The organism is Microbispora rosea (assembly GCF_044460045.1).
In the GTDB taxonomy this organism is placed as follows: domain Bacteria; phylum Actinomycetota; class Actinomycetes; order Streptosporangiales; family Streptosporangiaceae; genus Microbispora; species Microbispora rosea.
The window spans coordinates 124,631-144,701 of record NZ_JBITJO010000015.1 but is presented as its reverse complement, the minus strand read 5'-3'; the positions used below and the strand labels follow the sequence as shown (position 1 = coordinate 144,701).

Annotated in this window: 18 protein-coding genes; 9 read left to right on the top strand and 9 right to left on the bottom strand. The window is 70.1% G+C overall.

Features of this window, described 5'->3' with window-relative positions; all coding sequences use genetic code 11:
- Positions 1–194: 194 nt before the first annotated feature.
- A complete protein-coding gene (locus ACIBK1_RS38030; protein ID WP_156081081.1) occupies positions 195–956 on the top strand; it encodes a hypothetical protein in 762 nt (253 codons plus the stop codon).
- 11 nt (positions 957–967) lie between these two features.
- Here the strand turns inward: ACIBK1_RS38030 and ACIBK1_RS38025 are convergent, their stop codons facing one another.
- Positions 968–1,852, bottom strand: coding sequence for a class F sortase (locus tag ACIBK1_RS38025; protein WP_051762163.1), 885 nt, complete (start codon positions 1,850–1,852; stop codon positions 968–970).
- Between the two features lie 11 nt (positions 1,853–1,863).
- A complete protein-coding gene (locus ACIBK1_RS38020; RefSeq protein WP_363529158.1) occupies positions 1,864–3,285 on the bottom strand; it encodes a hypothetical protein in 1,422 nt (473 codons plus the stop codon).
- Positions 3,286–3,522: 237 nt separating this feature from the next.
- On the opposite strand from ACIBK1_RS38020, the gene ACIBK1_RS38015 reads away from it, so the two are divergent.
- Positions 3,523–4,668: an acyl-CoA dehydrogenase family protein gene (locus ACIBK1_RS38015; protein ID WP_030510304.1), complete on the top strand. Its 1,146-nt coding sequence runs from the start codon at positions 3,523–3,525 to the stop codon at positions 4,666–4,668.
- A 9-nt stretch (positions 4,669–4,677) separates the two neighbouring features.
- On the opposite strand, the gene ACIBK1_RS38010 is transcribed toward ACIBK1_RS38015, so the two are convergent.
- Both ACIBK1_RS38010 and ACIBK1_RS38005 read right to left on the bottom strand, forming a co-directional pair.
- The gene (locus tag ACIBK1_RS38010; protein ID WP_396740492.1) at positions 4,678–4,839 is read right to left on the bottom strand and encodes a hypothetical protein; all 162 of its coding nucleotides are present in this window, start codon (positions 4,837–4,839) and stop codon (positions 4,678–4,680) included.
- A gap of 65 nt (positions 4,840–4,904) precedes the next feature.
- On the bottom strand, positions 4,905–5,693 hold the full coding sequence (locus ACIBK1_RS38005) for an alpha/beta fold hydrolase (RefSeq protein WP_357314276.1): 789 nt from the start codon (positions 5,691–5,693) through the stop codon (positions 4,905–4,907).
- Between the two features lie 161 nt (positions 5,694–5,854).
- Here ACIBK1_RS38005 and ACIBK1_RS38000 point away from each other — a divergent pair, with 161 nt between their 5' ends.
- Both ACIBK1_RS38000 and ACIBK1_RS37995 read left to right on the top strand, forming a co-directional pair.
- Positions 5,855–7,054: an RNA-guided endonuclease InsQ/TnpB family protein gene (locus ACIBK1_RS38000; RefSeq protein ID WP_396740489.1), complete on the top strand. Its 1,200-nt coding sequence runs from the start codon at positions 5,855–5,857 to the stop codon at positions 7,052–7,054.
- A 183-nt stretch (positions 7,055–7,237) separates the two neighbouring features.
- Entirely contained in the window at positions 7,238–8,164 is a 927-nt protein-coding gene (locus tag ACIBK1_RS37995) for a hypothetical protein (protein ID WP_051762165.1), read from the top strand.
- A gap of 44 nt (positions 8,165–8,208) precedes the next feature.
- Here ACIBK1_RS37995 and ACIBK1_RS37990 read toward each other — a convergent pair whose 3' ends face one another.
- Together ACIBK1_RS37990 and ACIBK1_RS37985 are read right to left on the bottom strand one after the other, a co-directional pair.
- Positions 8,209–10,437, bottom strand: coding sequence for an ATP-binding SpoIIE family protein phosphatase (locus ACIBK1_RS37990; RefSeq protein WP_030510308.1), 2,229 nt, complete (start codon positions 10,435–10,437; stop codon positions 8,209–8,211).
- Positions 10,438–10,557: 120 nt separating this feature from the next.
- Positions 10,558–11,262, bottom strand: a complete 705-nt coding sequence (locus ACIBK1_RS37985) for a metal-dependent transcriptional regulator (RefSeq protein WP_030510309.1) — start codon at positions 11,260–11,262, stop codon at positions 10,558–10,560.
- A gap of 78 nt (positions 11,263–11,340) precedes the next feature.
- On the opposite strand from ACIBK1_RS37985, the gene ACIBK1_RS37980 reads away from it, so the two are divergent.
- On the top strand, positions 11,341–11,952 hold the full coding sequence (locus tag ACIBK1_RS37980) for a UdgX family uracil-DNA binding protein (RefSeq protein ID WP_030510310.1): 612 nt from the start codon (positions 11,341–11,343) through the stop codon (positions 11,950–11,952).
- Between the two features lie 20 nt (positions 11,953–11,972).
- Here the strand turns inward: ACIBK1_RS37980 and pdxH are convergent, their stop codons facing one another.
- On the bottom strand, positions 11,973–12,617 hold the full coding sequence (pdxH, locus tag ACIBK1_RS37975) for a pyridoxamine 5'-phosphate oxidase (protein WP_030510311.1): 645 nt from the start codon (positions 12,615–12,617) through the stop codon (positions 11,973–11,975).
- Between the two features lie 170 nt (positions 12,618–12,787).
- Between pdxH and ACIBK1_RS37970 the strand changes: the two genes are divergently transcribed.
- On the top strand, positions 12,788–13,894 hold the full coding sequence (locus tag ACIBK1_RS37970) for a citrate synthase 2 (RefSeq protein ID WP_030510312.1): 1,107 nt from the start codon (positions 12,788–12,790) through the stop codon (positions 13,892–13,894).
- Between the two features lie 127 nt (positions 13,895–14,021).
- Here ACIBK1_RS37970 and ACIBK1_RS37965 read toward each other — a convergent pair whose 3' ends face one another.
- Entirely contained in the window at positions 14,022–16,757 is a 2,736-nt protein-coding gene (locus tag ACIBK1_RS37965) for an ABC transporter substrate-binding protein (RefSeq protein WP_396740487.1), read from the bottom strand.
- A gap of 123 nt (positions 16,758–16,880) precedes the next feature.
- Here ACIBK1_RS37965 and serC point away from each other — a divergent pair, with 123 nt between their 5' ends.
- The 3 genes from serC (at position 16,881) to ACIBK1_RS37950 (ending at position 19,390) form a co-directional block, all read left to right on the top strand.
- Positions 16,881–17,999: a phosphoserine transaminase gene (serC, locus tag ACIBK1_RS37960; protein ID WP_030510314.1), complete on the top strand. Its 1,119-nt coding sequence runs from the start codon at positions 16,881–16,883 to the stop codon at positions 17,997–17,999.
- Positions 18,000–18,149: 150 nt separating this feature from the next.
- On the top strand, positions 18,150–18,716 hold the full coding sequence (locus ACIBK1_RS37955) for an RNA polymerase sigma factor (protein ID WP_396740485.1): 567 nt from the start codon (positions 18,150–18,152) through the stop codon (positions 18,714–18,716).
- Positions 18,713–19,390 (top strand): hypothetical protein, encoded by a 678-nt coding sequence (locus ACIBK1_RS37950; RefSeq protein WP_030510316.1) that lies wholly within the window; start codon positions 18,713–18,715, stop codon positions 19,388–19,390. The genes ACIBK1_RS37955 and ACIBK1_RS37950 overlap by 4 nt, the downstream gene beginning before the upstream one ends.
- Positions 19,391–19,402: 12 nt before the next feature.
- Here the strand turns inward: ACIBK1_RS37950 and ACIBK1_RS37945 are convergent, their stop codons facing one another.
- A complete protein-coding gene (locus ACIBK1_RS37945) occupies positions 19,403–20,029 on the bottom strand; it encodes a rhomboid family intramembrane serine protease (RefSeq protein WP_030510317.1) in 627 nt (208 codons plus the stop codon).
- Positions 20,030–20,071: the final 42 nt, after the last annotated feature.

The window sequence follows — 20,071 nt, the reverse complement described above, 5'->3', positions numbered from 1 at the left end:
GATGCGACGCCGGGCACTCCTGCGCCGGGCACTGGGGTCGGGCACGACGTCTCTCCTGCCACCTCAGTCACGTACACGTGGCGAACAGTCTCCCAGAGTTGACCACCGGCATAACCCGTGGGTGCCCGATGTCAGGAAATTCCCAGGGAACCTTCATCCCCCTCCCACGGTAGGGAGGGGTGGAGGTGGTGAACATGAGACGACTGCTCGTGGCCCTCGCGGCGATGGCGGCGTTCCTCGCGCCGGCCCTGCCCGCTCACGCGCGGGCCGGCTTCTGGGCCGTGACCGAACTCGACCCGTTCCCCGGCAAGGTGCGGCCCGACGTCTCCTACACGGTGGGCTTCTGGGTGCTCCAGCACGGCACTCATCCGTACGAGGGCCCCGGCGCGCTCGAACCGATCGGCCTGCGCCTGACCGGAGAGGACGGCACGACACTGACGTTCGACGGGACGCCGCTGCCGGAACCCGCGCACTATGCGACGTCTGTCACGGTGCCCGCCGGCCGGTGGCGGGTGCAGGGTCTGCAGGGCATGTTCGCGCCGTACGAGATCGGCACGCTCACGGTGCCGGGCGGGCTGAAGGCGGCTCCGCCGCAGTTCCCGGTGCCCGCCGGCACCGAGGTCATGGACTATTGGGGGCCCGTGAAGCCGCCTGGGTTCCCCTGGAAGGCGGCGGCCGTCACCCCCAACCACCTGCCTGCGGCGACGCCCGCCGCGTCCGCGCAGCCGGTTCCGGCCGCCCAGCCGACCCTGGCCACCCAGCCGACCCGGGTCGCTGCGGCCGGCGGCGACTCCTCGCCGTGGCGTCAGCCGTACGCGCTGGTGGTCGTCGCGGTGGCAGCGGTGGCGGGCACACTGCTGATCCAGCGCGCGGCCCGGACGGTCGTACGGCGCAGGCCCCACGATCCGCCCGAGCGCGAGGCGCGGGAGGGCGAAGAGGTGATCAGCGCGGGCTGATCACCCCGTGATCACTTGCCCTTGGTCTCGGTCAGCGTCGCGTAGACGATGATGTTGTCGGTGTAGTGGTGCTGCTTGGCGTTGTAGACCCCGCCGCAGGTGATCAGCCGCAGCGACGACGTGATCGTGTTGTTGTAGACCCGCTTGGTCGGGAACGTCGACTTGCTGACCTGCTCGATCCCGTCCACCGTGAAGATCGCCATTTTGCCGTCCGCACGGAGAACGGCGATCTTGTTGCCGCGCTTGAGCTCGCGCAGACGGCTGAAGACGGCGGCGCCCTTGCGGGTGTTCACGTGCCCGAGGATGATCGCCGGCCCCTGGTCGCCGGGGGCCGGTCCGTAGCGGTACCAGCCGGTGAGGCTGGGCTTGCTCAGCGGGGGCGTCTGGATGACGCCGGACTTGTCCACGCCCACCGAGCCCACCGCGGCCTTCACGCCGATCGCAGGGATGCTGATCTTGAGCGGCCTGCCGGTGACCTTCGTGGTCGTCGTCTTCTTCGCGCCGGACGACGAGGACGACAGCGGCTTCGAGGACGACGAGGCCGCGCTCGTGAGGGTCAGCGGAGCGATCGGCTGCAGCGCGGGAGCCGGCGGCGGCGCGGTCGGGTCCGCCGCCGTGAGCGGCACGCCCGGCCCGCCCGGGCCCACGGTCGGTGGCAGGAAGGCCACATTGCCCGCGTCCTGGACGTTCACCGCGCCCGGAACCGGCCCGCTCTCCTGCGGGTCCGAGGGGCTCAGCACGACGAGCATCCCGGCCATCACCGCCGCGATGCCGGCGAACGACCCGGCCACGAGCAGGGTCGCGAGGACCGGCTGAGGCAGCGGCTTGCGCGTCTTCTTGGCGTCGGTGTCCGCGCCGCCCTGCTCGGGAGCGCCGTCGTCAGGAGTGCCGTTCATCGTCATCCTCCTCAGCCCCGCTCGCCCGAGTGCGCCGCCCTGCGCCGGAGCAGTGCCACACCGCTGAGCATGCCGATCAGCAACAGCGCGCCGCCCGAGCCGATCAGCAGCATGCCCGAGAACGAGACACGCTCCGGAGCCTCACCGGTCTGCGCGCCGCCCTGCGGCGTGATCGCCACCTGCGCCACGCTCGGCGTCGCGGTCAGAGTCACCGTCCTCGTCGCCGTCGGCGACGGACTGCCCTGCGTCACCACCGCTGTCACGACGTAGTTCTGCGTCTGCGCCGCAGCCGGCGACGGACTGGCCGACGGAGAGGGCGAAGGCGTGGCCGAAGGCGAAGGCGACGGCGATTCATCGCCCGGGTTCTCGTCCGTGGGACTGGCCGAAGGACTCACGGAAGCGCTGGCCGATGCGCTCGGCGACGTGTCAGGCGAGCTGTCCGGCGACGGGCTGGCCGGGTTGTCGCCACCGCCACCGATCTTGACCTGAACGGCGACCGGCGCGCTGACGATCTCGCACGTGGCGCGGTACTCCTGCGGCGGGTTGGCCAGCTCCCGCGTGACCACACGGAAGGCGTCAAGCTGGCCCCACTTGCCGTCCTCGACGTTCTTGACACTGATCGTGTGCTCGCCGAACTTCAGGCCCCGGAACTTCCACAGGGTCTGTCCGCCCTTGTTGGCGTCGTTGACCACCGTGCCGTCTTCGTTCCTGGAGGGGTCGACACGCGGCGGGGTGCCCGGCTCATTGTCGACGTAGATGTCGACCGGTCCGGCGCGCTGGTCCCTCTGCGCGATGTAGTCGATCCCGGTGCCCGTGAAGGTGAACGACGCCCACGCGTCCTTGGCCGTGGTCCTGTGCAGGTCCAGATGATTGTCGTTGTTCTGGCTCGGCTGGTCGTTGAGGTCTTCCCACCCGGGCCCGTAGGAGATCCGAGGATCGTCGTCGTTGACCACGACCTCCGAGGCAGGCGGGCGGAAGTCGATGAACAGCTTGCCGGGCTTGACCGTGAGGGTGCCCTCCCGGTCCGTGTAGGCGAAGTCCGCGATGCCTTCGGGAAGCTTGAGCGGAGTGCCCTTGACCATCGCCCCCGGCTGGTCCACGAACCCCTTCGGCTGAAGCTGCCCGATCCAGCTGCCGCTGAGGTTGACCCGTCCGGTCACCTCGACGCGGCCGCCGTTGGGCAGGAGCGCGGGCGCTCCCAAGCGCGTCGCGTCCTTGTAGCCGAGCTTCCAGGAGACGTTGAGTGGATCGCCGACGTTCAGCGTCGTCGGGACGGTGAGCTTCGTCCGGAGATGAACGGTGCCCGAGCCCGAGGTGGCGATGCCCTGCTGACAGGCATAGTCCACCACGAGGTCGGCGGTATTGGCCTCCGCCGTCACCGCCGGGACGACAATCGCCGCCGTACCGGCCAGGCCGAGGGCCAGAGCGGCCATGGTCCTAGGGAGACCAGCTTTCCACCGAATCACCGCATACTCCGATCACAGGACCGCCCTGGCGGGCCTATAGCAAACCGAAGGTAGATCTTAGAGGCAACCGAAGCGGTCAAAGGGGGCGTTATGGCGATGGTTTCGGAGTTGTGACCGTCCGTACAACGTGGAGCCGATCGACCGGGGATGACTAGAATCGTATTCTGGTGCGGCCAACAGACCCTGAGCCGGAAGGCGTACCCGATGCGGCGAGACCTCTTCGACGAGGAGCACGACCTCTTCCGCGAGACCGTCCGTGAGTTCATGGCCCGCGAGGTCGTCCCCCACCACGCGCAGTGGGAGAAGGACGGCATCGTCCCCCGCGAGGTGTGGAAGAAGGCGGGCGAGCTGGGCATGTTCGGCTTCTCGGTCCCGGAAGAGTACGGCGGTTCCGGGATCACCGACTTCCGCTACAACACGGTGATCGTCGAAGAGATCATCCGCGTCGGCGCCACCGGCCTGGGATTCGGCCTGCACAACGACATCATGGCGCCCTACATGGTCGATCTGACCAACGACGAGCAGAAGCAGCGCTGGCTGCCCGGCTTCGCGTCCGGCGAGCTGATCACGGCCATCGGGATGACCGAGCCGGGAGCCGGCAGCGACCTGCAGGGCATCCGCACCACCGCCGTCCGCGAGGGCGACCACTACGTGGTCAACGGGCAGAAGACGTTCATCACCAACGGCATCAACTCCGACCTCGTCGTGGTCGTGACCAAGACCGACCCCTCGGCGGGCGCGCGCGGCACCTCGCTGCTGGTGGTGGAGCGCGGCATGGAGGGCTTCACCCGCGGCCGCAACCTGGAGAAGGTCGGCATGCACGCGCAGGACACCGCCGAGCTGTTCTTCGAGAACGTCCGGGTGCCGGTGGCCAACCTCCTGGGCGGCGAGGAGGGCCAGGGCTTCTTCCAGCTCATGAACAACCTGCCGCAGGAGCGGCTGTCGATCGCGGTTGCGGCCGTGGCCGCGGCGGAGACGGTGCTGGAAGAGACGATCGAGTACTGCCGCAACCGCACGGCCTTCGGCCGCAACATCGGCAAGTTCCAGAACACCCGGTTCCTGGTGGCCGAACTGGCCACGGAGGTGGACATCGCCCGCCACTACGTGGACAAGTGCGTGCGGGCGCTCAACGCCAAGGAGCTCACGGCCGTCGACGCCGCGAAGGCCAAGTGGTGGACGACCGAGCTGCAGAACAAGGTCGTCGACCGGTGCGTCCAGCTCCACGGCGGCTACGGCTACATGCTGGAGTATCCGGTGGCCAAGGCCTGGCTGGACAGCCGCGTGCAGACGATCTACGGCGGCACCACCGAGATCATGAAGGAGATCATCGGCAGGTCCTTCGGCTTCTAGAGCCACACGTCAGCTCTGCTGCTGTCCCCAGATCAGCAGCATGGCCACCACGAACACGACCATCACGCCTCCGTAGGCCACCGGGCTCAGCCGGAAGACCCGGCGCACCTTGTTCAGCAGCCACGCGAACAGGAGTGCCAGGAAGACCAGAAGGATGAGTCCGGTGTCCACACTGATCAGTATGCGCGGGTTTCCCCGGCCCCGCGTGTCCCTCGGCACAAGCGGCACGGGAAGACTCAGCGAGGGTCGCCGCCTTCGCGGGCGCTGCCTTCGAGAATCACCCGCGCGACCAGGTCCGGGTCGTCGCTCATCGGCACGTGGCCGCAGCCCCGCAGCAGCAGCGTCCGCTGCCCCGCCCACCGCGCCGCCCGTACGGCCTGGCGGGGCGGCAGCAGCCGGTCGCGGTCGCCCCAGGCGATCGTGACCGGCACCTGGGGCGGCGCGGGCGGCGCGGCCCACGCCAGCGAGTCCAGCGCCTCTTCGAACCCCACGCACTCACGCATCGCCGTGGCCGCCGCGACCACGGCCTCGCGCGACAGCCGCTCCGGGTGGGCCACCAACAGGCCCATGGCCAGCGCCCTGCCCTCGCCCGTGCCGGCCGCGAGCGCGGGCAGCCCGTCCGCCCGCGTCGCCAGCCGCAGCAGGCGCAGCACGGCCCGCGCGTACGCGTGCTCGGTCCGGGACCAGAACCCCGCGGGCGACAACGCGACGGCCGTGCGGACGTCGGCGGAGGACGCCAGGTCGAGCGCGATGTAGCCGCCGAGCGAGTTGCCCGCGACGTGTGGCCGGCTGAGGCCGAGCCCGCTCCAGAACTCGCGCACCGCCCGCCCCAGCGTCTCCACGTTGTACGGCGTGCCGTACGGCAGCGGCGGAGACTCCCCGAAGCCGGGCAGGTCCACCGCGATGACGTCGTGCCGCTCGGCGAGCAGATCGAGGACCGGCAGCCAGCCGTGCCGGTGGTGACCGATGCCGTGCAGGAGGACCAGCGGCGGACCGCTGCCGCGGCGGTCGTGGGCGAGCTCCATCAAAGTCTCCCGAGGGGACCGTCGCCTTGAGAAGACGGTGGAATCGGGATCGGGAGGGCGGCCAAGGTTCGAACGTGCCCTGACCTTCGTGGTCTGCGCATCACAGATTTCCTTCCGGGTTTTGTCGGTGCCTTCCAGTAGCGTGATGATCTGATTACTGAATGTGGGAGGTGGGTGTGCGCCGGTCGTTCAAGTTCCTGCTGCGCCCCACCCGTAAGCAGGCCGCCGCGCTCACGCAGTGCCTGCACGACCACCGGGAGCTTTACAACGCCGCCTTGGAGCACCGCCGTACGGCCTACCGCAGAGCCGGGGTGAGGGTCCGGTACGGCGACCAGTCGGGCGAGTTGAAGCACATCCGCGCCGACGACCCCACCGGTCAGGGCCGGTGGTCGTTCTCCTCCCAGCAGGCCACGCTCCGCCGGTTGGACAAGGCGTTCCGTGCGTTCTTCGCCCGTGTGAAGGCCGGGCGCACGCCGGGGTTTCCTCGGTTCAAGGGGCGGGGCTGGTTCGACACGGTGGAGTGGCCCAAGGACGGCGACGGCTGCCGGTGGGACTCCCAGCCCGAACACCCGGCCGTGACCTACGTGCGGCTGCAGGGTATCGGGCATGTCCGGGTTCACCAGCACCGCCGTGTGCTCGGCACCGTCAAAACGATCAGCGTCAAGCGGGAAGGCGCCCGCTGGTTCGTCGTGCTGTCGTGCGACGAGGTGCCGGCCGGATCCCTGCCCGTGACGGGCGCGGTCGCGGGGATCGACATGGGCGTTGCGTCGCTGGCCACCACATCGGATGGCGATCACATCGAAAACCAGCGGCACCTGGCCGCGTCCGCTGACCGGCTGGCCGCCGCTCAGCGGGATCTCGCCCGTAAGAAGCGTGGGGCCACGCGTCGCCGTACGGCGGTGGCGCGCGTCGCCGCGCCGCATGCCAAGGTGCGCCGTCAGCGGTTGGACGGCGCGCACAAGGCCGCGCTCACTCTGGTCCGCGCATACGACGTGATCGTGCACGAGGACCTGCGGATCGCCGGTATGACCCGCTCGGCCGCCGGCACGATCATCCAGCCTGGGCGGAACGTCGCGGCCAAGTCCGGGCTGAACCGGAGCATCCTGGACGCGGGATGGGGGGTGTTCCTGCGTGTGCTCGCGCACAAGGCTGAAAGCGCCGGTCGAGAGCTGATCACAGTGAACCCCGCCAACACCTCCCGCACCTGCTCGCGTTGCGGGCACTGCGCGAAGGACAACCGCCTCACCCAAGCCGAGTTCGCCTGTAAGGCGTGTGGGCACACCGCGCACGCCGACGTGAACGCGGCCAAGAACATTCTCAGGGCAGGGCTTGCCCTTCGCGACGCTGCGGAAGCGGCTTAGCGAGAAGCCGCTCCCTTCAGGGAGCGGAGGAGTCACGCGTCCGAGTCAAGCACCAAGGGACGGCCGGAAAGAAGCGTCGGCGCGTCGCGTCCGTCGATGTCAGTTAACAGGCCCGCCGTTCGCTCGTCTTCTGCGCCTGCAATCATGTCCCGTCGCATTGGTTGAAAACGGAATGAACCACAAATGACCATCACCAAGCCGGAGGAACACTCCGGCCTCGCCGATCTGCCGGAGCCGGACACGAAACCCGGCGTCGTCGATCCACCGGAGCCGGACACGAAAGCCGGCGTCGTCGATCTGCTGGAACGCGGCGGATCGGTCGTGGTGCCGATCGGTATCGCCCTCTACGCGCTGCTCTATCTCGGCATCCAGCAGGTCTACGGCATCTTCAACATCAGCCCCGAGCAGGCGGGCATCGACCAGGCCACGATGTTCGGCCGTCTGGTGGGGACGCTGGTCCTGCTCATCATCGCCGGCGCCCTGCTCGCGGGTGTCGTCGTGGCTGTCGTGTGGCTGCTCGACAAGGCGAGCCTCGGCCATCTGTTCCGCCTGACCCAGGCCGTACGCGTGCGCCCGTGGGCCGCCGCGATCATCGGCGCGCTGTGGTGCGGAGCGAGCTACTGGGGCTTCCTCGGCTACCTCGGACTGGGCGAGGGCGTGTCGATGGCCGGCGTCGTGATCACCTCGGTGCTGATCGGCGCCCTGGCCTTCCTCGTGCCGTTCCGGCTGCTGCGGCGGCGCCCGAGCGGCCGCGCGGGCATGAAGATCGTGGTGGCGGCGTTCACCGGCATCGGGCTGGGCTTCGCGCTGATGGGGCAGATGGAGAGCGACGCGATCGCCGTCGCCGAGAAGGGCAAGCCCGCCAGCTTGCTCCTGTCCATGGTGGGCTTCCAGGACCAGTGGGTGGTGCTCAACGACCGCGAGAGCGGCAAGGTGCTGCGCGGGGGTGCGCAGGTGCTGCTACTCGGCGAACGCGAGGGCACGTACGCGTTGTACGACTGCGCGCACCAGGAGACCTTCCGCATCTCCATGGAGGCGACCGTGCTGCGGCAGGTGACGCTCGAACCCGAGCGCCCGGACGGATACAGCTGCCTGGACCAGAAGAACTGACGGTCACGTGTCGCGCCCCCCGCGCCCGGGGGGTGCGCCACGACCTAACGACCGCCGATGGGGATCTCGAACCAGACCGCCTTGCCCTCGGGGGTCGGGCGTGAGCCCCAGCGCCGCGCGAGCTGGTCGACGAGATAGAGGCCGCGACCGCCCTCGTCGTTCTCCCCCGCGCTGCGGATGCGGGGCAAGCGCAGATCCTGGTCGAAGACCTCGACCCAGACGGACTCCGCGCCCCTGCGCAGCCGCAGGGTGAACTCCTTGTCGCCGGTGATCTCCTCCTCGAAGCCCGGCACGTCCCACGACTCGTCGAACGGCAGCGGCGGCCCGTCGAGCACCAGCTCGCGGCGCGGCACGCTGGCGCTGGCGGCGTGCAGGACCACGTTGGTCACGACCTCGGAGACGAGCAGGCAGGCCAGCTCCGCGCGTTCCTCCGGCACCTGCCACCCGTCGAAGGCCTCGGACGCCATCCGCCGCGCCTCACTCACCATGATCGGCTGGGCCGGGAACGTGCGCTCCTGGGACTGCAGCTCCGCGCCCGCGGAACGGACGACGAGGATGGCCATGTCGTCGTCGATCTCGCCGGGGACGGCCACCGTGGCCAGGTCGGCGATGCGCTCGACGGACTCACCCGACGCCTTGACGAGCTTCTCGCGCAGGATGTCGAGCACCTCGTCGTCGCCGGGGACGCCCGTGGCGGAGTCGCGCGGCGGCCTGCGGTCGACCAGGCCGTCGGTGTAGAGGAGCAGGGTCGCGCCGGGCGGCAGCACCCTCGTCTCCTCCTTGTAGACCAGGTCGGCGTGCATGCCCTTGGCCCGCACCCCGAGCGGCTGGCCGACCTCGGTGATGTCCAGGTCTCTGACCTCGCCGTCCACGATCAGCAGCGGCGGCGCGTGCCCGGCGTTGGCGAACGACAGCTGCCTGGACCACGCGTCGTACACCATGTATTGGCAGGTGACGATCGGCGGGTTGGTGATGTCGGCGCCGAAGTCGTCGTGTTCCGGCGCGGCGACGATCCTGGTCCACTCGTCCAGGCGGGCGAGGATGTCGGCGGGCGGTTTGTCGTCCTGGGCGAAGGCCCGCAACGCGGCCCTGAGCTGGCCCATGACCGCCGCCGCCTTGGCCCCCCTGCCCTCGACGTCCCCGATCACGATGCCGACGCGGCCGGCCGACAGCGGGATCACGTCGTACCAGTCGCCGCCCACCTGGGTCTGGATGCCCTGGCCGTGCGAGGCGAGCGGAGCGGCCGGGTAGTAGCGGACGGCGATCTCCAGGCCGTCGAGCGAGGGCAGCGGCTGACGCGGGAGCAGGTGCTTCTGGAACGACTCGGCGGTGTGCCGTTCCTCCTCGAACAGCAGCGCGTTGTCGACGGCGAGCGCGACGCGGGTGGCGATGGCGCCGACGAAGTCGCGGTCGAAGGTGTCGTAGTGGGGCGATCGCCGGTTGGTGAGGTTCGACAGGCCGAGGTACATGAGGCCGAGCGTCTCGCCGCGCACGCACAGCGGGGCGACGATGGCGGAGGTCATCCCGATCTCGCCGCACAGCCGCGCCGCGCCCTCGCTCGCCGACGGGTAGCTGACCTGGGAGAAGTCCTCGACGAGGATCGTCTCTTGGCGGCGCAGGGCGGTCTCGGCGTAGTGCCCGAGGGGGTATCTGATCTCCGCGCCCACCGGCCGCCAGGTGTCCGGCGGCGGCGTCCAGCCGTTCACGTGGGTGGAGACCTTGCGCACCAGGCGGTCGCCCTCGTTCAGCTCGATGAAGCAGTGGTCGGCGAACTGCGGGACGAGCATCTCCGCGACCCGGTTGAGCGTCTCCTCGACGTACAGGGAGCCGGCGAGCCGCTCGCCGATCCGCTCCAGCAGGCCGAAGCGGTCCTTCTCACGCTCGTTGCTGCGCATCGCCTCACGCGCGGTGATCACGATGCCGCTCACGGAACCGGAGGGGTGCCGCAGCGGCACGGCCTGCGCGCGCACGTAGATCGTCGTGCCGTCGCCGCGGGCCACGTCGAACGTGCCCTCCCACACTCCGCCGCGCAGCACGTGCTTGGCCAGTTCGGCCGCGAGCGGATGGTCCTTGTCGGAGATCCCGAGGGTGTGCAGCGACTCCCTGCCCGGAGACGCGCCCACGCGGCCGAACAGCTGCTCGGCGAAGGGGTTCCAGTACAGGACATTGCTGAAGCGGTCGGTCACGACCACGGCCATCTCCGCGTGGTCGAGCACGGACCCGGCGGAAAGGTGGTCGTCGGCGTCCTGTGACAGATCTCCCCATCGCCTCATGCCACGACCGTCCCTTGACGAGGTGGGTTCGCTATGCCGGGCACGGGCGCTCCTGCGATGGCTGGGTCGCGAGAAATGAAAGGACTCCCTAGGGGATTCAACCAGGCACAACTCATTCCGTCATCGTCTGGTGACAAAAACGTGTGAGGCGACGTCCCTCGGAAGGTCCGCGGTCGTGGTTCCCACCTCACCATCACCAGTCACCGTTACACCGTTGTCACTCGCCGCGAGCGTCACCTCGCGTCCGGGTTGTATCCCAACTTGCTTGAGTTTAAGCATCACGGCGGGGTCGCTTTGCACTTGTTCGCTGATTCGGCGCACTACAACAGGCACGGGGGCCTGTCCCGCGAGGGTCACCATGGGAGAGACCGTCTCATCTCCGGCCGAACCGGACTGGGGCACCCCCAGCTCGTCGAGACCAGGGATCGGGTTGCCGTGCGGGCACACCCGGGGGTTCTTGAGAAGGTTCACGAGCCGGGTCTCCACCGACTCCGACATCACGTGCTCCCAGCGGCACGCCTCGATGTGGACCTCTTCCCAGGGCATGCCGATCACCTGGGTCAGCAGGCATTCGGCGAGGCGGTGCTTGCGCATGACCCGGATCGCCAGCGTGCGGCCCAGCGCGGTCATGCTGAGGTGCCTGTCTCCCTCGACCTTGACCAGGCCGTCGCGCTCCATGCGCGCCACCGTCTGGCTGACGGTCGGACCGCTCTGCTGCAGCCGCTCGGCGATCCGAGCGCGGAGCGGGACGATGCCCTCCTCTTCGAGCTCGAAGATCGTCCGGAGATACATCTCCGTCGTGTCGATCAGGCCGTGTGCGGTCAAGGCTCCTCCAGTCCTTGTAAATCGATGCTACGACCTCCCCCGTGTTCGCAGCCGACCCTATTGGGGAAGCGACCCAGGATGGGAAACATCGGCGCCGAGCGATTCCTTCCTGCGGAGATCAGCCTGCCCGCGCTCAGGGAGGCCGCAGCGCACTGCGAGGGTTGCGACCTCTACCGCGCCGCCACGCAGACGGTCTTCGGCGAGGGCGTTCCCGGCGCGCGGTTCATGCTGGTCGGCGAGCAGCCGGGCGATCAAGAGGACCGCGAGGGCGCGCCGTTCGTCGGGCCCGCGGGGCGCGTGCTCGACCGGGCCCTCGAAGAGGCGGGCATCGAGCGCGAGGCGGTGTACGTGACCAACGCGGTCAAGCACTTCAAATACGAGCCCCGCGGCAAACGCAGAATCCATCAGAAACCCACCGTGGGAGAGATCAACGCCTGCCGGCCCTGGCTTGAGGCCGAGATGCGCCTGGTGGACCCGGAGGTGACCGTGGTGCTGGGGGCCACGGCCGCCCGGGCCCTGCTGGGTCCGGAATTCCGGGTCACCAGGCACCGGGGAGAGCCGGTCCCCCGGCGCGAGGGGGCGTACTACGTGGCGACGATCCACCCCTCGGCGATCCTGCGCGCGCCCGACCGGGACGAGGCGTACTCCGGATTCCTCACCGATCTCAAGGTCGCGGCCGGGCTGCCCTGATCACATCGACGGGCGGGACATCAGGGGGCGAGGCGCTCCAGCGACCAGGTCGCGCCGGTGCGCCGGTAGCGGAGCCGGTCGTGCATGCGGTCGGTCTGGCCCTGCCAGAACTCGACCTCCGCCGGCACCACCCGGAAGCCGCCCCAGAAGTCCGGCAGCGGCGGGTCCTGCGGCCAGCGTGCGGCCAGCTCCCGGAACCTGGCGTCGAGCTGCTCCCTCGACTCCACGACCGCCGACTGACGGGAGGCCCACGCGCCGATGCGGGAGCCGTACGGGCGAGAGTGGAAGTAGGCGGCGCTGTCCTCACGCGGGAGCCGTACGACGGAGCCCTCCACCCGGACCTGCCGCCTGATGGGATGCCACGGGAACAGCAGGCAGGCCCGCGGGTTCTCACCGAGGTCCCGGCCCTTGCGAGACTCGTAATTGGTGAAGAAGACGAACCCGCGCTCGTCGAAGCCCTTAAGGAGGACGGTGCGGGCGGAGGGACGGCCACCGGCGGAGCTGGTGGCGACGACCATGGCGTTCGGTTCCGGCAGGCCCGCGGCGACGGCGTCCGCGAACCACAGCGCGAACTGCGTCACCGGGTCGGCCGCCATTCCGGTTTCGAGCAGGGGCTCACCTTCATAGCTGTGCCTGAGCCCGGGGAGGTGCGAAGCGCTGTCCACGGAACGGTATTCTCGCCTGCTCGGCGTACGTCTTGCTCGGTGGCCCCCACCTGGGGGAACCCCGTTGGGTAGGGCCGGGGGCGCGGCAGTCGGGCGCTGCGGGTTAAATTGACCCGCCGGTATCTCGACATCAAGGCTCTGGACTTCACAAGAGAGGGAGGCGGCCGAGAATGTCCGACTTCAAACCCGGGCTCGAAGGCGTGGTGGCGTTCGAGACCGAGATCGCGGAACCGGACAAAGAAGGGGGCGCCCTGCGATACCGGGGCGTCGACATCGAAGAGCTCGTGGGCAATGTCTCCTATGGACACGTCTGGGGCCTGCTCGTCGACAACACGTTCCAGCCGGGCCTGCCCCCGGCGGAGCCGTACCCACTTCCCGTCCATTCCGGCGACATCCGAGTAGACGTACAGAGCGCGCTGGCCATGCTGGCGCCGTCGTACGGCTTCCGCCCGCTGCTCGACATCGACGACGACCAGGCCCGCGACGATCTCGCACGCGCCTCGGTGACCGCTCTGTCGTTCGTCGCGCAGTCGGCCCGTGGCCTGGGCCTGCCCATGGTCCCGCAGAAGCGCGTCGACGAGGCCGAGAGCATCGTCGAGCGGTTCATGGTCCGCTGGCGCGGTGAGCCCGATCCGAAGCACGTGAAGGCCATCGACGCCTATTGGACGTCGGCCGCGGAGCACGGCATGAACGCCTCGACGTTCACCGCCCGCGTCATCGCCTCCACCGGCGCCGACGTGGCGGCCGCCCTGTCGGGCGCGGTGGGCGCGATGTCCGGCCCGCTGCACGGCGGCGCGCCGGCGCGGGTGCTGCACATGATCGAGGGCGTCGAGAAGATGGGTGACGCCCGCAAGTACGTCCAGAGCGAGCTGGACAAGGGCCAGCGGCTCATGGGCTTCGGCCACCGGGTCTACCGGGCCGAGGACCCGCGCGCCCGCGTGCTGCGGCGTACGGCCAAGGAGCTCGGCGCGCCCCGCTACGAGGTCGCGGCCGCGCTGGAGACCGCCGCGCTCGAGGAGCTGCACGCCCGCAAGCCGGACCGGGTCCTCGCGACCAACGTGGAGTACTGGGCCGCGGTGGTCCTCGACTTCGCCGAGGTGCCGTCGAACATGTTCACCTCGATGTTCACCTGCGCCCGGACCGCCGGCTGGGCCGCCCACATCCTGGAGCAGAAGCGCACGGGCAGGCTCGTCCGCCCCAGCGCCGACTACGTGGGCCCGAAGCAGCGCTCCATCAGCGAGGTGCCCGGCGCCGCCGAGGTCATCGGCAAGGCCTGAGCCTCGGCGCGGGTCGCGGCCCTGCGGCGTGCCACAAGCTCCGAGAGACCGCAGGGCCCCGCCCGTACGCCGTACGCTTGACGGCCCGCTCCTTCCGGGGAGCGGGCCGTTTGCGCGTCCGGACGCGTCATCGGCCGGAGTCCGCGGCGTCCCGGCCCGGCGGCGCGGACGGGCTCGCGGGCCGGCTCCCGGGCGAGGCCGTGGACGAAGCCGGGGGCGAGCCCGCCGCCGGCGCGTTCTGGGCCGCGCGCTCCCCGTCGAGGTCCAGGCAGATGCTCCTGGTGTCCTCGGGCTCGGTGGTCGCCAGGCGCCCGCAGCGCACCGCGACCTCGGACTTCCCCGAATCGGTCACTTTCAGGATCGCGATGGCCTTGTTCTCGGGCTCGTGGACGGTGGCGCCGAAGGAGATCACCCCGCTGGAACCGTTCCACCTGTCGCGCGGGGAGACGAGGGAGATCTGGTAGAGCACGTCTCCCCTGCTGGGCAGCCCGCCCCGGTAGGCCGCGTTGACGCGCTCGTAGAAAAGCTTGACGGCGTCGTAGCTGAGGATGAGGTTGTCGTCGGACTCCTTCGCGTGCCGGCCGCCCAGCAGGCCCTGGACGAAACCCGTGGGCGCCGCCGCGCCGTCACGCCACAGTTCGCGGCTCGCCAGCGCCGCGTAGTAGACCTGGACACGCCGGTAGTCGCCGATCGCGGCGCCGCTGTTGGCCACCGCCTTGATGACGTCGTCGCCCGCGAGGACCTTGATCTGCTCCTTGCCGCAGTCCTTGCCCTCGACGTAGCGGAGGAAGTCGAGGAAGTCGGCCGCGCGCCCCGCGTAGAGGAGCAGGTCGGGCCGGCGGCCGCAGGCCCGGCTCACCGCCATGTCCATCCCGGTCCCCCGGTCCTTGTACGGGACGCTTTCGGCGATCCTGATCTTCGCCGCCCGGGCCTCGCTCACGTAGTCGTCGGCGAGGTTGTTCGTGTAGTTGTCGTTGTCCGTCTGGTCCTTGACGACCACCGCGGTCGGCTCGGGCACGGCGCCGAGGAGCCGCTCGCGGGCGAACCGGACGGCCAGCCGCGCCTGCCGCCGGTTCGACGACCCCAGCCGGAACACGTACGGCGAGGGGTAGTCGGACCCCGCGGAGCCGTCCGGCACGTACCCGAGCCGGTCCGCCGTCGCGGTGGTCACCAGCATCGGGATCTTCGCCGTGTGCAGGGTCTGGATGGCGTCCTCGACGCCGCTGACGCTGCGCTGGAAGCCGATCACCCCGAGCACGCGAGGGTCCTCGGCCGCCATCTCGCTCACGAGCTCCGCCGTACGCCGCCCCTGGTCGAAGTTCGTGCCGGCGTTGGCCACCAGCACCTGGAGGCGGGGCGCGCCCGAGACGCCCTGCTGGTACTCCTGCACCGCCGTGAGCTCCGCCCGTGCCCCGACGAACGCGCTGTCGTTCTGGTCCTGCGCGACGGAGTACTCGCCGAACAGCACCACGCTCACGTACGTCCCGGCCTCCCTGGCCAGGGCGTTGTTCTGGTCGATCCGGGCGACCAGCTTCGTTATCTCTTTCGACGGGAAGAGCCCGTCCGGGGAAGGGCCGCCGGCGTTCACGACGCCGACGCACTCCTTGCCGATGCGCTCGACCCAGGACAGGCCGCCGCAGTGCGCGTTCCGGTCCTGCTGGATGCGTCCCAGCAGGACGACGGGACCGATCAGCAGCAGCGCCATCACGCACCAGTAGCCGACCGCCCGTAGCCGGGGGGCCAGCAGATGCGGCCGGTAGTCGTCGTCCACCGGCATCTCGGGCGTGCTGACCATGAGCCGCAGCGGCGGCACCCGCCGCCGCGCCGCCGTCCGCCACGCCGCCACGAGCGCGGGCAGGTCCGCCAGCCGGCCCGCGGTGACCGGGCGGTGGCCCGGCGCGAACGACTCGGGCACCGCGGCCATCACCAGGAGCGGCGGCAGCAGCCCGGTCTCCTCGACCGACTCCTCCAGCGTGCGCAGGAACCGCTCGTTGACGTCGCCGGACCACCGCGCGTCGAGGACCAGCATCGCGTAGAGGCCGCGCCCCCAGCTCGGCCACGGGATCAGCCACTTCTGGTAGGCTTGGCGCAGGTCCTGGCACAAGGCGTGGACGAGCAGCCGCTCGACCTCCGCCTCGCTCGCGTTGGCGATGCGCAACGCGTACTTCGGCAGGCGTTCGAAGGGCTTCCTGGCCAGGTAGGGCTGCTTCCTGAACCAGCCGTTGAAGAACGACCCCCGGATCGACAGCATGGCCTGGATCAACGTGCCGACGACGGCGACGAGCACGCCGAGCGCCCACGGGATCAGGCCGACCAGGTCGGAGGCGCCGCCGAGCGACCAGGCGGCGAGCGTGCCCACCGGCACCCAGGTGGTGGCCGCGCGGCCGAGGAAGTCCGCCGCGGTCCTGCGCCCCCGGTCGCCGCCGTACCTGCCCCTGCGCCAGTCCTTGAGCCGCTCCTTGAACGCCTCCTGGCCCGTACGCGACTGGGGGTCGGGCGGCCAGATCCGGCCGGGCACGTCGACCGGCTCCCCCGGAGGCGGTTCCTCCCGCTGGCGGCGCGCCCACAGCACGAACTGGACGAGCGGAAACCGCGGCGGCGGCAGGAACGAGCCCCCGACGGGCTTGCCGAGCTGCCCGTGCTCCCCCGCCAGCGCCTCGACCAGCTCGCGCAGCGTGTCGTACTCCCCCGCCCTGACCGTGGCCTGCGGGAGGAAGTCCTCGAAGGGCGCGGCGAGCCGCCGGGCCGCGTCGAAGGCGCCGCCGTCGCAGCCGACCACGAGAACGAGGGGCAGAGGGCGGTCGGAGCGCCAGAAGAACGGCCTGCGAACCAGTGCCTCGATTACGGCGTGCGGGTCGGCCACGCGCATGTCTCCCGGGGGGCGGAGTCCATTCTTGAGGTGCTACGTGATCTTAAAACCAGACCATGATGTCTCACGATCCGGACCATGGTCTAGAGCATCCGCAGGTCTCACTAGGCTTGAACCGTGGCTGACATCGTGATTCCCGCTGACATAAAGCCCGCCGACGGCCGCTTCGGCTGCGGGCCCTCGAAGGTACGCCCCGAGCAGCTGGCCGCTCTCGCCGACGCCGGGGCGAAGGTGATGGGCACCTCCCACCGGCAGAAGCCGGTGAAGAACCTCGTCGCCCGCGTCCGCGCCGGGCTCACCGACCTGTTCTCCCTCCCGGAGGGGTACGAGGTCGTGCTGGGCAACGGCGGCACCACGGCGTTCTGGGACATCGCGTCCTTCGGGCTGATCCGGGAGAAGTCGCAGCACCTGCACTTCGGGGAGTTCTCCTCCAAGTTCGCGACGGTCGCGAAGAAGGCTCCCTGGCTCGCCGACCCTTCGGTGATCAAGTCGGAGCCGGGCAGCCACCCGCTGCCGGTCGCCGAGGAGGGCGTGGACGTCTACGCGCTCACCCACAACGAGACCTCCACCGGCGTCGCCATGCCGATCAAGCGGCCGACCGGCGCGGACGACGAGTCGCTGGTCCTCGTGGACGCCACCAGCGGCGCCGGCGGCCTGCCGGTCTCCGCGGAGGAGTTCGACGTCTACTACTTCGCTCCGCAGAAGAGCTTCGCCTCCGACGGCGGCCTGTGGATCGCGCTGTTCTCGCCCAAGGCGCTGGCCCGGGTGACGGAGATCGCCGATAGCGGCCGGTTCGTCCCCGAGTTCTTCAGCCTGCCGACCGCGATCGACAACTCGGTCAAGGACCAGACGTACAACACCCCGGCGGTCGCCACGCTGTTCCTGCTGGCCGACCAGATCGACTGGATGAACGCCCAGGGCGGCCTCGGCTGGACCACCGCCCGGTCGGCCGACTCCGCCTCGCGGCTGTACACCTGGGCCGACAAGACGTCGTACACCACGCCGTTCGTGGCCGACCCGGCGCAGCGCTCCAACGTCGTCGGGACCATCGACTTCGACGACGCCGTCGACGCCGCGGCGGTCGCGAAGGTGCTGCGGGCCAACGGCATCGTGGACACCGAGCCCTACCGCAAGCTCGGCCGCAACCAGCTGCGGATCGCGATGTTCCCGGCGGTCGACCCCGCCGACGTCGAGGCGCTGACCGCCTGCGTCGACTACGTGGTCGAGCGTCTCTAGCGGTTCTCACGGCGGCCGCCTCCCGGGCGGCCGCCGCTCCGGCCGACGGTCTCCGGACCGTCGGCTTTTTCGTTTTTCCGGTCCTGTAACGGTGTGCGGCGCTTCGTCCAAGCAGGGATGTGTTTTCTCACACGACCGAGGGGAGCGCCGGTGCGCCGTGAACAGACGGGTCCGGCGGGCTTCGCCCGTGATCCCGACGCATTCGAAGTCTTCTACCGGCGGCATGTCGGCGCCGTGACGCGGTTCCTGGCCAGACGGGCGGACGATCCGCACACGGTCGCCGACCTCACGGCCGAGGTGTTCCTCGCCGTGCTGGATTCCGCGCACACCTACCGCCCGGACAGGGGCAGCGAGATCGCCTGGCTGTACGGCGTGGCGCGCAACACCGTGCTGGCGCAGCGCCGCCGTACGGCGAGGGAGTCGCGTGCCACCAGCCGGATCGCGGGCCGCCGCCTGCTCGATGCCGACGACATCCTCCGTCTGGAGGAACGCGTCGATGCGGAGTCACCGGCCCGCCTGGCACTGGAGGCGATGGCCGATCTGCCGGACGGCGACCGCGCGTTGCTCGAACTCGTGGCGGTGGACGGGCTCAGTCCCGCCGAGGCCGCCGCCGCGCTCGGCATCAGGCAGGGCACCGCCCGGGTCAGGCTGCACCGCGCCCGGCGGCGGATCCAGCGCGTCCCCGGAGTCATGCAACCGATCGGAGGAACGAAGTGAACGACACGTTCGAGGAGAGGCTGCTCGCGGAACTCAAGGCGGAGATCGTCACGCGGGCCCGGACGCGGGCGCCGGACGGGCGCCGGAGCATCCGGGCCCGCTTCCTTGCCGGGGCCGGGATCGCGGTCGCCGCCGCCACCGCCGTCGCGGTGCCGCTCGTGGCCGGGCAGCAGTCCCCGGCGTACGCGTTGACCAGGCACGCCGACGGCTCCATCAGCCTCCGGATCACGGAGTTCAGGGATCCGGACCAGGTCGAGCGGGACCTCGCGAAGATGGGCGTCCGGGCCGACATCACCTACCTGCCCCTCGGAAAGAGATGCGCGGACGGACGCGCTCCTTTCGTCGCGGGCGACCACACGTCCTTCTCGAAGGAGGAGTTGACGAGCGGGGACCCGGCCGTGCAGGCGCGTATCCGGAAGGAGGCGCGGAAGCTGGCCTCGGCCAGGGCCATCCGGTCGGAGCACGGCATCACGATCCACCCCCGGTTCATCGAGCAGGGACAGATCGTCATGATCGAGATCAACGAGAACCAGGTGCGGCCGGACGCCGCGCATCCCGGGGTCGCCTGGCAGTTCAGCGGACGTCTGACGGACGGCCCCGTCAAACCCTGCCGGCTGATCGACGACCCCTCGGCCTTCGACACGGGGACCGCCACGCCGCCGCCCGGGTCCTGAGCCGTTCGCAGGTCAGGCCGTCACGGTCTTCCGGCGGCGTAGCAGCCAGGCGGCGATCACGCCGCCGATGAGGCCGAACAGGTGGCCCTGCCAGGAGACGCCCGGCTGGGTGGGCAGAGCCCCCCACAGGATCGAGTAGTAGAGCACGGCGACCACGACGCCGAGCACGATGTCGAGGGTCCGGCGGTCGAACAACCCCCGGGCCACCACATAACCGAAATATCCGAAGACGAGGCCGCTCGCGCCGATCGTCAGTGTGTCCGGCGGGCTGGTGAACCACACGCCCAGCCCGCTGACCAGGATGATGACCAGGCTCGCCGCGAGAAACCTGCCGATCCCCCTGATGGCGGCCACGAACCCCAGGATCAGCAGCGGCACCGAGTTCGCCATCAGATGGCCGAACCCGGCGTGCAGGAACGGCGCGAACAGGATCCCGGGCAGGCCGTCCGGCTCGTGGGCGATGATGCCGTACCTGTCGAGCCGCCCGTTCTCCACGTAGTCGACGATCTCGATCGCCCACATCACCGCGACGAGCACGATCATCAGGATCGCGCTGCCGAGGGCACCGGTGAGCAGCGCGGACGTCCGCTCCCGCATCGACCGGCCCGGCCGGGGAAGCCCGGGCCCGGAATCACTCATGGTTTCACCGTACGCAGTCCCGCTCACAAACGAGCGGACTGC

Bases quoted from the DNA above. Each gene is read 5' to 3' on its own strand.
- ACIBK1_RS37990 (WP_030510308.1), bottom strand. From the start codon at position 10,437: ATGAGGCGATGGGGAGATCTGTCACAGGACGCCGACGACCACCTTTCC.
- ACIBK1_RS38030 (WP_156081081.1), top strand. From the start codon at position 195: ATGAGACGACTGCTCGTGGCCCTCGCGGCGATGGCGGCGTTCCTCGCG.
- ACIBK1_RS38000 (WP_396740489.1), top strand. From the start codon at position 5,855: ATGTGGGAGGTGGGTGTGCGCCGGTCGTTCAAGTTCCTGCTGCGCCCC.
- ACIBK1_RS37995 (WP_051762165.1), top strand. From the start codon at position 7,238: ATGACCATCACCAAGCCGGAGGAACACTCCGGCCTCGCCGATCTGCCG.
- ACIBK1_RS37945 (WP_030510317.1), bottom strand. From the start codon at position 20,029: ATGAGTGATTCCGGGCCCGGGCTTCCCCGGCCGGGCCGGTCGATGCGG.
- ACIBK1_RS38020 (WP_363529158.1), bottom strand. From the start codon at position 3,285: ATGGCCGCTCTGGCCCTCGGCCTGGCCGGTACGGCGGCGATTGTCGTC.
- ACIBK1_RS38005 (WP_357314276.1), bottom strand. From the start codon at position 5,693: ATGGAGCTCGCCCACGACCGCCGCGGCAGCGGTCCGCCGCTGGTCCTC.
- ACIBK1_RS38025 (WP_051762163.1), bottom strand. From the start codon at position 1,852: ATGAACGGCACTCCTGACGACGGCGCTCCCGAGCAGGGCGGCGCGGAC.
- ACIBK1_RS38015 (WP_030510304.1), top strand. From the start codon at position 3,523: ATGCGGCGAGACCTCTTCGACGAGGAGCACGACCTCTTCCGCGAGACC.
- ACIBK1_RS37970 (WP_030510312.1), top strand. From the start codon at position 12,788: ATGTCCGACTTCAAACCCGGGCTCGAAGGCGTGGTGGCGTTCGAGACC.
- ACIBK1_RS37980 (WP_030510310.1), top strand. From the start codon at position 11,341: ATGGGAAACATCGGCGCCGAGCGATTCCTTCCTGCGGAGATCAGCCTG.